The 13,975-nt window shown below is 64.6% G+C and carries 13 protein-coding genes; 8 read left to right on the forward strand and 5 right to left on the reverse strand.

Features of this window, described 5'->3' with window-relative positions; all coding sequences use genetic code 11:
• The first annotated feature begins 8 nt into the window (after positions 1 to 8).
• From ilvD to ET21_RS0124900, 4 genes are read left to right on the forward strand one after another with little or no spacing between them, the layout of a single operon-like run.
• Entirely contained in the window at positions 9 to 1,730 is a 1,722-nt protein-coding gene (gene ilvD / locus ET21_RS0124885) for a dihydroxy-acid dehydratase (RefSeq protein ID WP_021237251.1), read from the forward strand.
• A complete protein-coding gene (locus tag ET21_RS0124890) occupies positions 1,711 to 2,103 on the forward strand; it encodes a hypothetical protein (protein ID WP_030541788.1) in 393 nt (130 codons plus the stop codon). The genes ilvD and ET21_RS0124890 overlap by 20 nt, the downstream gene beginning before the upstream one ends.
• Positions 2,100 to 3,491 carry a bifunctional ADP-dependent NAD(P)H-hydrate dehydratase/NAD(P)H-hydrate epimerase gene (locus ET21_RS0124895; protein WP_030541789.1) on the forward strand — a complete coding sequence of 464 codons (1,392 nt, stop codon included), beginning with the start codon at positions 2,100 to 2,102 and terminating at the stop codon, positions 3,489 to 3,491. Before ET21_RS0124890 ends, ET21_RS0124895 begins: the two co-directional genes overlap by 4 nt.
• Positions 3,488 to 4,696, forward strand: coding sequence for a class I SAM-dependent RNA methyltransferase (locus ET21_RS0124900; RefSeq protein ID WP_030541790.1), 1,209 nt, complete (start codon positions 3,488 to 3,490; stop codon positions 4,694 to 4,696). Before ET21_RS0124895 ends, ET21_RS0124900 begins: the two co-directional genes overlap by 4 nt.
• A 67-nt stretch (positions 4,697 to 4,763) precedes the next feature.
• Here the strand turns inward: ET21_RS0124900 and ET21_RS0124905 are convergent, their stop codons facing one another.
• From ET21_RS0124905 to ET21_RS0124915, 3 genes are all read right to left on the reverse strand, one after another.
• Positions 4,764 to 5,954 (reverse strand): type III PLP-dependent enzyme, encoded by a 1,191-nt coding sequence (locus tag ET21_RS0124905; protein ID WP_030541791.1) that lies wholly within the window; start codon positions 5,952 to 5,954, stop codon positions 4,764 to 4,766.
• A gap of 147 nt (positions 5,955 to 6,101) precedes the next feature.
• Positions 6,102 to 7,274 carry a carboxynorspermidine decarboxylase gene (locus ET21_RS0124910; RefSeq protein WP_030541792.1) on the reverse strand — a complete coding sequence of 391 codons (1,173 nt, stop codon included), beginning with the start codon at positions 7,272 to 7,274 and terminating at the stop codon, positions 6,102 to 6,104.
• A 107-nt stretch (positions 7,275 to 7,381) separates the two neighbouring features.
• Positions 7,382 to 8,587 carry a saccharopine dehydrogenase family protein gene (locus ET21_RS0124915; protein WP_030541793.1) on the reverse strand — a complete coding sequence of 402 codons (1,206 nt, stop codon included), beginning with the start codon at positions 8,585 to 8,587 and terminating at the stop codon, positions 7,382 to 7,384.
• A 204-nt stretch (positions 8,588 to 8,791) separates the two neighbouring features.
• Here ET21_RS0124915 and ET21_RS0124920 point away from each other — a divergent pair, with 204 nt between their 5' ends.
• The gene (locus tag ET21_RS0124920; RefSeq protein WP_030541794.1) at positions 8,792 to 9,190 is read left to right on the forward strand and encodes a hypothetical protein; all 399 of its coding nucleotides are present in this window, start codon (positions 8,792 to 8,794) and stop codon (positions 9,188 to 9,190) included.
• Positions 9,191 to 9,211: 21 nt separating this feature from the next.
• On the opposite strand, the gene ET21_RS0124925 is transcribed toward ET21_RS0124920, so the two are convergent.
• Positions 9,212 to 9,559, reverse strand: coding sequence for a GFA family protein (locus ET21_RS0124925; protein WP_030541795.1), 348 nt, complete (start codon positions 9,557 to 9,559; stop codon positions 9,212 to 9,214).
• A gap of 244 nt (positions 9,560 to 9,803) precedes the next feature.
• Between ET21_RS0124925 and ET21_RS0124930 the strand changes: the two genes are divergently transcribed.
• Genes ET21_RS0124930 through ET21_RS0124940 form a run of 3 tightly spaced genes read left to right on the forward strand, consistent with a single transcriptional unit; the run spans position 9,804 to position 12,293 of the window.
• Complete coding sequence (locus ET21_RS0124930) at positions 9,804 to 10,082, forward strand: hypothetical protein (RefSeq protein WP_030541796.1); 279 nt, start codon at positions 9,804 to 9,806, stop codon at positions 10,080 to 10,082.
• 41 nt (positions 10,083 to 10,123) lie between these two features.
• Positions 10,124 to 11,227 (forward strand): hypothetical protein, encoded by a 1,104-nt coding sequence (locus ET21_RS0124935; protein ID WP_030541797.1) that lies wholly within the window; start codon positions 10,124 to 10,126, stop codon positions 11,225 to 11,227.
• A complete protein-coding gene (locus ET21_RS0124940; RefSeq protein ID WP_030541798.1) occupies positions 11,214 to 12,293 on the forward strand; it encodes a nucleotidyltransferase family protein in 1,080 nt (359 codons plus the stop codon). The genes ET21_RS0124935 and ET21_RS0124940 overlap by 14 nt, the downstream gene beginning before the upstream one ends.
• 13 nt (positions 12,294 to 12,306) lie before the next feature.
• Here ET21_RS0124940 and ET21_RS0124945 read toward each other — a convergent pair whose 3' ends face one another.
• Positions 12,307 to 13,890: a cisplatin damage response ATP-dependent DNA ligase gene (locus ET21_RS0124945; protein WP_030541799.1), complete on the reverse strand. Its 1,584-nt coding sequence runs from the start codon at positions 13,888 to 13,890 to the stop codon at positions 12,307 to 12,309.
• Positions 13,891 to 13,975: the final 85 nt, after the last annotated feature.

A 13,975-nucleotide genomic window follows, 5' to 3' on the forward strand; every position in this document is an offset into this window, starting at 1 on the left:
GTAGGTTTATGTCTCACACGTTCGACAAGTCGAAGCTGCCGAGCCGTCATGTCTCGGTCGGTCCAGAGCGGGCTCCGCATCGCAGCTATTATTATGCGATGGGCCTTACCGAGGAAGAGATCGGCCGCCCCTTCGTAGGCATTGCGTCCGCAGGCAATGACAGCGCGCCGTGCAACACGACGCTGGACATGCAGGCCGACTGGTGCCGCCAGGGCGTGAACGAGGCGGGCGGCATGCCGCGCCGGTTCAACACCATCACGGTGACGGACGGCATCGCCATGGGCCACCAGGGCATGAAAAGCTCGCTCGCCAGCCGCGAAGTGATCGCGGATTCGGTCGAGCTGTCGGTGCGGGGCCATTGCTATGACGCGCTGGTCACCTTTGCCGGGTGCGACAAGTCGCTGCCGGGCATGATGATGGCGATGCTGCGGCTCAATGTGCCGTCGATCTTCGTCTATGGCGGGTCGATCCTGCCGGGCCGGTTCGAAAATCGCGACGTGACCGTTGTCGACGTGTTCGAAGTGGTGGGCAAATATGCGGCGGGGGCCTGTCCGCTCAAGGACGTCATCGCGCTGGAAAAGGTCGCCTGCCCCGGACATGGCGCATGCGGCGGCCAGTACACCGCCAATACCATGGCCTGCGTCGGTGAGGCGATCGGCCTGTCGCTGCCCAACAGCAACATGGCGCCCGCGCCGTACAAGAGCCGGGAAGAAGTCGCTGTTGCCGCGGGGCGCCAGGTGATGGAATTGCTGGCGAAGAACATCCGTCCGCGCGACATCTGCACGCGTGAGGCTTTCGAAAATGCCGCGCGCATCGTTGCAGCGACGGGCGGTTCAACCAATGGCGCGCTGCACCTGCCCGCCATGGCGAACGAGTGCGGCATCGATTTCGACCTGTTCGACGTGGCCGAGATCTTCAAGTCGACGCCCTATATCGCCGACCTCAAGCCCGGTGGCAAATATGTCGCCAAGGACATGCATGACGCAGGCGGCGTCTACATGCTGATGAAGACACTGTTCGACAACGGCCTGCTGCATGGCGACTGCATGACGGTGACGGGCAAGACCATTGCCGAGAATATTGAGGAAGTGACCTGGAATCCCGACCAGAAGGTCATTTACGACGTCAAGTCGCCGATCACCCCGACCGGCGGCGTCGTCGGCCTTAAAGGCACGCTCGCGCCCAATGGCGCGATCGTGAAGGTCGCGGGCATGCACCGGCTCCAGTTCGAAGGGCCAGCGCGGGTCTTCGAATGCGAGGAAGATGCTTTTGCGGCGGTCGAGGCGCGGGATATCGCCGAAGGCTGCGTGATCGTCATCCGCTATGAAGGGCCAAAGGGCGGCCCCGGCATGCGGGAGATGCTGGCGACCACGGCGGCGCTTTACGGGCAGGGCATGGGCGAGAAGGTGGCGTTGATCACTGACGGCCGCTTCTCCGGCGCGACGCGCGGCTTCTGCATCGGCCATGTCGGCCCCGAAGCGGCCGAGGGTGGGCCGATCGCGCTGGTGGAGAATGGCGACATCATCGCGATCGACGCGGAAGCGGGCACGATCGACCTGAAGGTCTCCGAATCGGTGCTGGCGGAACGGCAGAAGAACTGGAGGCCGCGCCAGAATGATTATCAGTCCGGCGCGCTTTGGCGCTATGCGCAGAATGTGGGACCGGCCTACAAGGGAGCGGTAACGCATCCCGGAGCAAAGGCCGAAACCCATGTCTATGCGGATATCTGAGACCTTGGCGGTGGCGGGGCTTCTGTGCCTCGCCCTTGCAGCCTGCGACAGTGGCAGGGACCCCGCATCCGCTCTTCCCGAGACGGCGGCGGTATCGGACGGCACGGGTGGCATGGCCGATTGCGCCATTGGGCCAAGGGCGGCGTGGAGCCGTAGCTGTGCGGTCGAGCGATCCGGCGATCTGCTGACATTGCGCCATCCCGGCGGCGGCTTTCGCCGTTTTCATGTCGTGACGGACGGGCGCGGGCTGGTGGCGGCCGATGGGTCGGAGCAGGCGGCGGTCACCGTGCTGGGCAAGGACCAGATCGAACTCAGCATCGGCGAAGATCGCTATCGTTTGCCCGCGACGATCGCCGCAGCGGCCAAGCCGTGACACCCTGCCCGGTGGTGACGGCGGCGCAGATGCGCCGGGCCGAACAGGCCGCGATCGCCGCTGGCGTGGACGAATACAGGCTGATGGAACGGGCGGGGGCTGCGGCAGCGGAGATCGTCTGGCGTGCGGGCGGCAAGCGTGATCTGCTGGTCCTGTGCGGACCGGGCAATAATGGCGGGGACGGCTTCGTCGCCGCGCGGCTGCTGCGCGCGCGCGGCGTTCCGGTGCGTGTGGCGGCGCTGGGTGAGAGCCGCACCGAATGCAGCCGCACGGCGCGCGCGGCGTGGGATGGTCCTGTCGAACCGCTCGCAACGGCTGCCCCCGCCACGCAGATTGTCGATGCCCTGTTCGGCACGGGCCTGACACGCGGATTGGACAAGGATGTTGCCGACAGACTGGCCGCGCTGACCGGGCAGGCGAGTTTCAGCTATGCGATCGACCTGCCGAGCGGGGTGGAAACGGATAGTGGGGCGCTGCTTTCGCAGGTGCCCCGATTTGGCATTTGCATCGCATTGGGCGCGCTGAAGCCCGCGCATCTCCTCTATCCCGCCGCATCCTGTTTCGACCGGCTGGTCTGTGCCGATATCGGCGTGGACGCGCCCGATAAGGTGCAGCGGCTTGCGGCTCCTGTTCTGAGCAGCCCGGTGCCGTCCGCGCATAAATATAGCCGGGGGCTGGTGGCGGTGGCCGGCGGAGACATGGCGGGGGCGAGCAGCCTTGCCAGCCATGCAGCGGCGCGGTCGGGCGCTGGCATGGTGCGTCATATCGGCCTGGGGCAGCCCGGACGCGGTCCCGATGCGCTTGTGGAATTGAAGGGCGAAGCGCCTGATCAACTGGCCGCACTGCTGCGTGACCGGCGTCTGGCGGCTGTGCTTGCGGGGCCGGGACTGGGCAGGGACGACCGGGCACGGGCAAGGCTGGACACGGTGCTGGCCTGCGGCCGCCCGCTTGTGCTGGATGCCGATGCGCTGACGCTGCTGGGCGATGGGGGCGATCCTGCCGTGCCTGCGGGTTCGGTTCTGACGCCGCATGAAGGGGAGTTCGTCCGGTTGTTCGGCGATCTGCCCGGCAGCAAGATCGACAGGGCGGCCGAAGCGGCGCGGCGCTGTGGCGCTGTCGTCATCTACAAGGGCGCCGATAGCGTCATTGCCGCGCCTGATGGCCGGGTTGCGATCGCATCCGGGGCGTCCTCCTGGCTCTCCACCGCGGGGACCGGAGACGTGCTGGCGGGCCTCGTGGCGGGGCGGCTGGCCGTGACGGGCGATCCGTTCCGGGCGGCGTGCGAGGCGCTATGGCTGCATGGCGAAGCCGCGCGCCGGGCAGGTCCCGCCTTCATCGCGGACGATTTGATCGCGCGACTGCCAGCCGCTATCGCCTGCCGCTTGTGACGTCCGCCGACAATGACCTGATCGTCCGCATCGCCGCGAAGGGCGATGGCGTGACCGCCGATGGACGGCATGTCGCCCTGGCCGCTCCGGGCGACCGGCTGACGGCTGATGGCGCGCTGCTCCATGGGCCGCATCATGCGGAACCTCCGTGCGTCCACTTCCCGGCCTGTGGCGGGTGCGAGCTACAGCATGTCGATGAGGCTAGCCTGGCCGATTTCGTCAGCGCGCGCGTCGCCGGGGCGCTTGCGGGTCAGGGCGTGGAGGCCGCCGAACTGCTGCCGCCGCATCTGTCTCCACCCCGCACCAGAAGGCGCGCATCGCTGCGTGCGGCGCGGCAGGGACGGAAAGTCACCATCGGTTTTGCCGAATCGGGCAGCCATGTGCTGATCGACCTTGCCATGTGCGAAGTTCTGGACCCCCGGCTGTTCGCGCTGGTTGCCCCGCTGCGGACGCTGCTCAACCTGATCCTGCCGGACAGGCGTGCGGCCCATGTCCGCATGTCGCTGACCGATCAGGGCGTCGACCTGCTGCTGGAAGGCGTTCGGGTGGAGGGCCTTGCCGCTGACGAGGCGCTGCTGGAGTTCGCCGCCGCGCATAAGCTCGCGCGGTTGACGATCGATGAGGGCGATGGGCAACAAGCGCGCTGGGAGCCGGAGCCGGTGACGGTCAGCTTCGGCGGCGTTCCTGTTGCTTTCCCGCCATTCGCCTTTCTGCAAGCCACGCCCGATGGCGAAGCGGCTCTGGTGGAGGTAGTGCGGCAGGCCCTACCGCCCCAGGGCGCGATAGCGGATCTGTTCTGCGGGCTTGGCACCTTCGCCCTTGCTTTGGGAGAGGCGCGGCCCGTCTATGCGGCCGAAGCGGCGCGCGATCTGGTGCTGTCGCTCAAGAGCGCCGCGAATCGGGCGCAGCGGCGGATGGCCGTGGATCATCGCGACCTGTTCCGCCGCCCGCTCACGCCGCAGGAACTGAACCGCTTTGCCGCCATCGTGATTGACCCGCCGCGTGCGGGCGCGCGGGAGCAGGTGATGCAACTTGCCGCCTCGTCGGTGCCGGTGATCGCCTATGTCTCGTGCAATCCGGCCAGCTTCGCACGGGACGCCGCGCATCTGATTGCGGGCGGCTATCGGCTGGCGAGCGTCAAGCCGGTGGGGCAGTTCCGCTGGTCGACCCATGTCGAACTGGCGGGCACTTTCCGGCGCTCATGAAAATTGTCCCCCGCCGCTGTTACGGCGAGGGACAGGCATCCTCTCCATGGGGGGAGCTTGAGCTTGATTAGCCCAGCTTGATGACAGTTGCGCGACGGCGTGCGGGAACCGGATCGGCATAGAGGCTGGCCATCGGCTCGTCCTCCACTTCGATGATCGCTTCCGATGTAAAGCCGTTGAAGCCGGTCCGCATCGCCGCGCCATAAGCGCCCAGCATCCCGATTTCGATATAGTCACCCGCCTGCACGTCGCCGGGCAGCATGAACGGGCCGGCCATATGGTCCATGTCGTCGCAGGTGGGGCCGTAGAAGGAGAAGCCGGTCAGTTCCGCCTCGCTCTCTTCCTCGCGCAGCAGCGCCACGGGGAAGCGCCAGCCGATATGCGCCGCGTCGAACAGCGCGCCATAAGCACCGTCGTTGATGTAGAGTTCGGTCCCCCGGCGGCGTTCGACCCGCACGATGACGGAGCTATATTCCGCCGACAGCGCGCGGCCGGGTTCGCACCACAGTTCCGCCGAATAGCTGATCGGCAGGCTTTCGAAGCCGCGATGGATTGCGTCGAAATAGGCTTCCAGCGCGGGCGGCTCCATTCCGGGATAGACCGACGGGAAGCCGCCGCCGACATCGATGATGTCCACCGTCACCGCTGCATCGACGATGGCGGCGCGGACGCGTTCGATGGCGTCGCTATAGGCTTGCGGGCTCATCGCTTGGCTGCCGACATGGAAGCAGATGCCCAGCGCGTCGGCCGCCTGGCGGGTGGCCATCAGCAGTTCGCTGGTTTCACCCAGTTCAACGCCGAACTTCGACGCCAGGCTGAGTTCGGAATGCTCCGAAGAGACGCGCAGGCGGACGCACAGTTCCAGGTCGGCCGCTCCACCGGTGGCGCGTACGATCTTTTCCAGTTCGTCCATCGTGTCGAGCGAAAAGGTGCGCACGCCATGCACATGATAGGCTTCCGCGATCGCTTCCTCGGCCTTGACCGGGTGCATGAAGCACAGCTTCGCATCGGGAAGCGTTTCCGCGACGAGGCGAACCTCTGCGATCGACGCAACGTCATAATGCGTGATTCCGCTATCCCACAGCGTGCGAATAAGATCCGCCGAAGGGTTCGCCTTGACCGCATAGAGCGAGCGGCCCGGAAACTTCTGAGCGAAGAATCGAGCGGCCCGGGCTGCTGCCTGGGGACGAATAAGCGTTACCGGTGCTGCCGGTTTGAGGGCGGTCGCTACCCCCAGCGCGCTATGATGCTTGTGCAACTCAAGGGACCTCCAGTGTAGTCGTGGCAATCAAGCTGCCTTGCGGTGGAAGTCCCATGGGGCAGCGGAAGGGCGATATATGCGTAGGGGTCCCCCCTGTAAAGCGCGCGTGTAAATTTTGTTGCGCGCAAGGGCACAAAGCGTGCGTCAGGAGAGGCGGGACTTGAAGTCCGCGTAGGAAAAGCGGCGGATTTCCTTGAGTTCGTCGGTATCCGAATTCCACAGCCAGATGCCGGGCAGGGGTACGCCGTTGAAAGTGTTGGTCTTCACCATCGAATAATGCGCCTGGTCGAGGAAGGCGATCCGCCGTCCCGGAGTCGCGCCGCCGGGGACTCGATAGTCGCCGATGATATCCCCGGCGAGGCAGGACGGACCGCCGAGTCGGGTGACGGGGCCGTCCGCCTGCTCATGGAGCATGGCCGGGCGGTAGGGCGCCTCGATCACGTCAGGCATGTGGCAGGTCGCCGAAATGTCGGTGATCGCCACGGCCATGCCGTTGTCGATAACGTCGAGTATCTCTCCGACCAGGATGCCAGCGTCGAGCGCCATCGCTTCGCCCGGTTCGAGATAGAGGGCAAGGCCGGTCCGGGCCCTAACGCGCTTCAGGAAGTCGATGAGGTCATCGCGCTGGTAATCCGCCCGCGTGACATGATGGCCGCCGCCGAAGTTCAGCCATTCAAGGCCGCTTACATGGGGCATGATGCGCGATTCGATCGCGGCCCAGGTACGTTCGAGCGGAAGGAAATCCTGTTCGCACAAGGAGTGCATGTGAAGGCCGGAAACGCCCTCCAGATGTTCGGGCCGCAACTGGTCGATGGGAAAGCCAAGGCGGCTGTGCGGCTGGCAGGGGTCGTATTTCGCGACCTCGCCCTCGGCATGGAGGGGGTTGATGCGCAGGCCGATGTCGAAGTCATGGCCAGCAGCGCGCGCGGCTTCGATCACATCGCTCATGCGTGCGATCTGGCCGGGGCTGTTGAAGATCACATGGTCGGAAATTTTGAGGATTTCGGCGAGGTCGTCCGGTTTGTAGGCAGCGCAATAGGTCGCGACCTCCCCGCCATATTCCTCGCGGCCCAGACGCGCTTCGTAGATGCCGGAAGCGCAGACGCCGTCCAGATATTGCGCGACCACGGGGCCAAGGGACCACATGGAAAAAGCCTTGAGCGCGCCCAGCACCTTGATGCCCGCACGGTCGCGAATGCCGGCCAGGATGGAGAGGTTCCGGCGTATCGCGGCCTCGTCCACCACGAAGGCGGGCGAGGGTACGCGGTGCAGGTCGAAATGCGCGAATGCGGCGGGATCGCCTGCTTTGGTTTCCATAATATCTCCGTCCGGGCCGAGCCCTTCATCGAACGCAAGTGAAATGCCTTAGCCGGGGCTCAGGCTGGCCCTTCGACTTCGCTCAGGGCGAACGGGTTTGGCGCAAGCTAGAAATCGAGCGGCTTGTCCAATTCCTTCACCTGCCAGGGCAGGCCATGCTTGTTCAGCATGTCCATGAAGGGATCGGGATCGAACTGTTCGATGTTGAACACGCCTTCGCCCTTCCATGCGCCGGTCAGCATCAGCGCAGCGCCGATCATCGCGGGGACGCCGGTGGTGTAGCTGACCGCCTGATTGCCGGTTTCGGCATAGGCGTCCTCATGATCGCAGACATTGTAGACATAGACGGTCTTCTGCTGCCCGTCCTTCTGGCCGGTGGCGATGTCGCCGATGTTGGTCTTGCCCTTGGTCGTGGAACCCAGGCTCGACGGTTCAGGAAGGACGGCTTTGAGGAACTGGAGGGGGATAATCTCCTGACCGTTGTATATGACTGGATCGATGCGGGTCATGCCGACATTCTGGAGAACTTCCAGATGCTTGAGATAGGCGTCGCCGAAGGTCATCCAGAAGCGTATCCGTTTAATTTCAGGGTAGAATTTGGCGAGGCTTTCCAGCTCCTCATGATACATGAGGTACATATTCTTCTCGCCGACCTGATCGAAATCGAAGACCTGCCTGTGCTTGAGCGCGGGGCCTTCGACCCACTTGCCGCCTTCCCAGTGGCGCGAAGGCGCGGTGACTTCGCGGATGTTGATTTCCGGGTTGAAGTTGGTGGCGAAATGCTGGCCATGGTCGCCGCCGTTGCAATCGAGAATGTCGAGCGTGTCGATGCGGTCGAGCAGATGCTTCTTGATGTAGCTCGCGAAGACGCTCGTCACGCCTGGGTCGAAGCCGGAGCCCAGCAGCGCCATGATGCCCGCTTGCTTGAAGCGGTCATGATAGGCCCATTGCCAGCTATATTCGAACTTGGCGGTGTCGCGCGGTTCGTAATTGGCGGTGTCGAGATAGTCCGTCCCGGTCGCAAGGCAGGCGTCCATGATCGCCAGGTCCTGATAGGGGAGGGCGAGGTTCACGACCAGCCTGGGCTGGACCTTTTCTATGAGGGCGACGGTTTCTTCGACATTGTCGGCATCGACCTGGGCCACGTCGATGGTGACGCCGGTGCGGGCCTTCACCGATTCGGCAACTTTCTCGCAGGAAACGATGCGGCGGCTGGCGAGGGTGATATGGCTGAAAATATCAGGGTTCATCGCCATCTTGTGAACCGCGACAGAACCAACGCCGCCCGCGCCAATGACCAGAACCTTGCTCAATTACCTGCTCCATAGCTGCACCGCGCCGGATGCGCGAAAGCGCCCATATAGGGAGTCAGCGTTACAGCGCAAAGTCAGACATGAGGCGAAGCTGGCCATCCGCCCGCGCCGGGCAAATCAACGCCATCAATCAATCAATCCGCACGCCAGAGGAACCCGGAACGATTCGACAAGCGGCGAATTGAAGCTGTGGAGTGCGGCAAGATGCCAGATATCCATTCTGATCCCGGAAAGGCGGATACCGGCGCAGATCGCAGGCCGCTTGTCGCCGCGGAGTTGTTGCTGACGCTTGTCCGATCCCGCCGCTATCATCTTGAAGAATTGGTGGACGGGGACGGCCCGTTCTGGATTTCGATCGGCTTGTTCATCAATGATGAATATGGCGTCGAAACCGGCCTTGAACGGGTAATCGACTTTGCCGACGAGTCGATCGAGACAAGCCGGGCGATGCTGAAAATGATGATCGAGCGCGGCTTCGTGCAGCGATATATCACCAGCGCGCAGGAGGAAGCATATCGGCTGACGCCCAACTACTCCATGTCGTTCGGCCGTTTTCTACAGCGCCAGTTCGATCATATCAAATCGGCGTGCGGTGCGATGTGAAGCACAAGAATGGCTGAGCGGTCAGAAGCTCGCGCCGTCCACCCTGTTGATCCTGAGCGCGTCGATGTCGATGTCCGGCACGCAGCGCAGGTTGATGGCGCGCATGGGGCCGTCGGGGGATTCTCCCAGAGCAAAGGCCTGAGCGCCGCAGGTGGCGCAGAATTGATGCGTGATCTTGTGCTTGTAGAATTGATAGCTGGTAAGCCCGTTGCCGCCGCTTTCGAGGGTGAACTGATCGGCGGGCACGAAGGTCAGCAGAAAGCCTTTCCGGCGGCAGTGCGAGCAGTTGCAGCTCATCGCCTCGTCCGGCGCGTCACCGGCCACGGTGAAGGTGACTGCGCCGCAATGGCAGCTTCCGGCATAGGACATTTGTAAGCTCCTCTCATATCGGGACGCGAATAGAGAGCCATGGGCCAGCGGCAATCAAGGGAAATGATGCGCCACACGGGACCAGAAGGGGGAAATGTCCGGCTTTTCCTTTTTCGCCGGTGCAGCTTAGGGCTTATGCTCCCCCGGAATGGCCGGTTATGGCCAAGGATATACCCCTTGATAGCAGTGCGGCCCTGATCCGCGCCATGATAGCTTCGCCTTCCACAGTGCGAAGGAGGCCGCCTTGTCAGAGGAACCCATTCCCATTTCAGGCGCAGAAGACAGGCGCGATTTCCTGAGGAGCTGCGGGCGTTTCGCCGTCACCCTTCCGCCCGCCGTCACCATATTGCTGTCGACGTCGCTGTCTTCCGAAGCGATCGCCAAGTCCGGCGGTGGTGGCGGCGGGGGCGGTCCGAAGGGTAATAACGGCCTGGGCAACGGCCCTGACCCGCAGCCGCCCGGCAACCCCCGGATCAACGACGGGCCGGGCACCAGCCCCGGCAACCCCGGCAATCGCAAATAGGTTGAGCGCTGAATGACGCCCTGGTTCCACGGCCGGTGCGGATGATGCTGCGTTTGTCCCATGGCACATCCATCGTCTTCATCGACGGCCAGCCGCTCATCTTTTCCTCCGGCAGCCAGTCGCTGCTGGGGATGAACCAGATTGCTGGCTATGTGGGATGCCGGCTGGAGGAAGGCATTCCCTTCGCCCAACTGGCGCAGGAGGTGCTGGAACGCGGCTTTGCCGAACCACGGGCGATGCTGCGCGCGGTACTGGCGAACTGGTCCCTGCGCGGGCTGGTGAATGCGTGCGACCCGCCGCCATCGTCCCCGCCCTGGTCCGTGCAGCGCATCGCCATTGGCGGCGTGCGTTTCGCGCTGCGCCATCACGACCGGGTCCTCGCCGCGCGCGTGGCCCCGCTTTTCACCCATCTGGAAGCAGGCGGCGAGGCCGCCGCCATCACCTATGACCTGTGGCAGGATGACGGCATGGCCTGCCTCAGCCGCGATGGCGAGCCCGCATCCGTCATGCAAGTGGCGCAGGCCGCGCCCGTCATCAAGGCCAGGATCGCCGATGATATCTTGAAATCCCCGGTCTGGCTGCTGGCGCTTCATGCCGGTTGCCTGCACCGGAACGGCAAGGCCCTGCTGATCCTGGGAGAACCGGGGGCGGGGAAGACGACGCTTACCTCGTGGCTGACGGGGCAGGGTTTCGTTTATGGCGGCGACGACATCACCGTGGCCGGTGACGATGGCAGGGTGACGGGATTGCCCTTCCTGCCATCGGTAAAGTCAGGGGCGTGGAAGCTGCTGGCGCCGGTTTACGAGGATCTGGCGCGCCTGCCGGTGCATGTCCGCCCCGACCGCAGGCGCGTGCGTTTCCCAACGCCGCGCGAAATGGCTGGCGGCGCGCCTGCCAGGATCGGCTGGATCGTGAAGCTGCGCCGTTCCCGCTCCGGTCCCGCGCGGCTTGAGGAGATGCCTTCAGCGGTGGCATTGAAACATCTTCTGGCCGAAGCGACGTCACGCAGCCGGGGCATGGCCCGTCCGTCGCTCGACGTCATGATAGCGGCCGCCGCCGCAGCACGGTGCTGCGAACTTCATTATACACGGCTTGACGATGCGTCGCGGCTGCTGAAGCTGATGTGCGACGATGAACCGGCTTGATCATCTGCGCGGCCTGCTCGCCTGCCTGAATGGAGAGATGCCGGAAAGCAGCGACTGGACGGGCATCATCCAGATCGCCAATCATGCGCTGTGCACGCCGATGGTGGCGAGCCGGTTGCAGCAGGCCGGGGTTTTTTCCGCGCTGCCCGATGACCTGCAACGCTTCCTGCGGGAAATCCAGTCGCGCAACGCGGAAAGGAACCGGCGGCTTTTGGAGCAACTGGACGAGGCGGCGGCGCATTTGAATGCGATCGGCGTGCAGCCCGCATTGCTCAAGGGAACTGCCTGGCTGGCGAGCGTGGATGCAGCGCAACGCCCGGACCGCCTGATTACCGACCTGGACCTGATGGTTCCGGCGCGCGATTTCGGCCGCGCGGTGGAGCAATTGACCTGCGCGGGCTACAGGCTGGACACGCAGTTGGTGCGCCCCGGCATACCCGTTGTGCTTCTGCGCCCGGAGGATGCGGGAACGGTCGACCTGCACGGCGAATATGGCGGGGCGACGACGCTGCGCTTCTGCCATGATGACGTGGCTGCCGACGGGTCGCTCCGGCATTTGGGGCGCGGCGGCGTGATCCTACCCTCGCCGGTCGCCAGCATGGCCATCCTGCTGCTGCACGATCAGTTGAAGGGCCGGGATTATCTGAGGGGACGGATCGACCTTCGGCACCTGCTGGACATGCAGGCGCTGGCGGCGGGGTTTGGCGATGCCGAATGGGAGCGGCTGGAGCGGCTGTTCGCAACCGGCTACGCACGGGCGGCGGCGCGGACGCAACTGCTGACCGCGTACAGGCTGCTGAAGATGGAAGTACCCGGTTCTGTTGTCCGCGACAGGCGTGCGAGGCTGCAATATTGGCGGCGGCTGATGCAGATACGCTGGCCCAGGATCGCGCTGCCGCTGACGATGCTGTCGCTGCTCGACCCGCAATATCTTGCAGCGCGCCGGTCCTGGAAACGGGCGGAGGCGGGCCTGCCGTCCGGCGGCGATCGCAAGGCGCGCGCATGGCTCCCCCGGCGGGCGAGCGTCGCGCGGCTGTTGAGCTGGAAGGAAGTGGGGAAGATCTGACCCGGCTGGCCCATCAACTGACGAGCCGTTTCAATCCTTCCACCGTGTCGGCTTCGCTGGCGGGCTTGTCGCGGCGGATGCGCGCGATGCGGGGAAAGCGCATGGCGAGGCCGGACTTGTGCCGCTTGCTGTCGTGGATGCTGTCGAAGGCGACTTCCAGCACCAGCGACTTTTCCACCTCTCGCACGGGGCCGAAGCGGTTGACCGTATTGGTTCGCACGAAGCGGTCGAGCCATTTCAGTTCCTCGTCGGTGAAGCCCGAATAGGCCTTGCCGACCGGCAGCAACTCGCCATCCTGCGTCCAGCAGCCGAAGGTATAGTCCGAATAGAAGGACGAACGCTTGCCATGGCCGCGCTGGGCATACATCATGACGCAGTCCGCCGTCAGCGGATCACGTTTCCATTTATACCAGAGCGCGGCCTTGCGCCCGGCGACATAGGGGCTGTCGCGCCGCTTGAGCATCACGCCTTCGATCGCGGCGTCGCGCGCCCCTGCGCGGATGTCGGCGAGGGTTTCGAAATCGGACGCTCCGATAAGGGCAGAAAGGTCAAAGCGATCGGGGTCTAGCGCTGGGACCAAAGCCTCCAGACGGGGGCGGCGCTGTTCCCATGGCAGGGCGCGCAGGTCTTCATCGGCGTGGAGCAAAATGTCGTACAGGCGGACGAAGGCGGGATAGTCGCTCATCATCTTCGCCGTCACCGCCTTTCGTCCCAGCCGCTGCTGAAGCGCGTTGAAGCTGGCCGCTTTCCCGCCCTGGAACTCGCCCTTCACCAGCAGTTCGCCGTCAAGGACCGCGTGGGCGGTGAAGGCCTCTGCGATCTCCGGGAAGCTGCCGGTGATGTCGTCCCCGGCGCGGCTGTAAAGGCGGGTTTCGCGGCCGGTGCCGACAATCTGGACGCGGATGCCGTCCCACTTCCATTCGGCGGCATAGTCGGCCAGGTCGACGCTGTCCGCCTCCAGCGGATGGGCGAGCATGAACGGCCGGAAGAAGGGCGTGCCAGCCGGATCGGGGCGGCCTGACCTGCCCTCGGCCCAATCGAACAGGGCGGCATAGGGCGGCGTCAGGGCGTGCCAGCATTCTTCCACATCGTCGACGTCCAGGTTGAAGGCCTGGGCGAAGCCGGTCTTGGCAAGGCGGGCGGAGATGCCCACGCGCAGGCCGCCGGTGGCGAGCTTCAGCAGGGCGAAGCGGCCGGAGGCGTCGAGATGGTCCATCATCTGGGCGAGCGTCGCCGGGGCGGCCGCCCGGCTGACGCCGTGCAGGCGATCGACGATGGCGGACAGGGTGAGCGATCCGTCATCTATCTCGGCCGGCTGGTCTTCCCGCTTGGGCCAGAGGAGGGCGACGGTTTCGGCAAGGTCGCCGACATAGTCGCGGCTCATTTCGAAGAGGACGGGATCGGTGCGGGCGCGGATCATCTCTCCGATGGCGGAGGCCTTGACCGCCTTGATATCAAGATTGCCGGTGAGCGCGGCAAGCGCCCAGCCGCGATCCGGGTCGGGCGCGGACGCCATATAGTTGGCGATGAGGTCGAGCTTTCCATTGCGCGAACGGGTGTAGACGAGGCCGTCGAGCAGTTGGGAGAATTGCCTCATTTTCCGCCTCCGTTCGTTTCGAGCGAAGTCGAGAAATGCGGAGAGCGGACATATCGTTTCTCGACTTCGCTCGAAACGAACGGGG

The sequence above is a fragment of the Sphingobium sp. DC-2 genome (genome assembly GCF_000722555.1).
GTDB classification, from domain to species: domain Bacteria; phylum Pseudomonadota; class Alphaproteobacteria; order Sphingomonadales; family Sphingomonadaceae; genus Sphingobium; species Sphingobium quisquiliarum.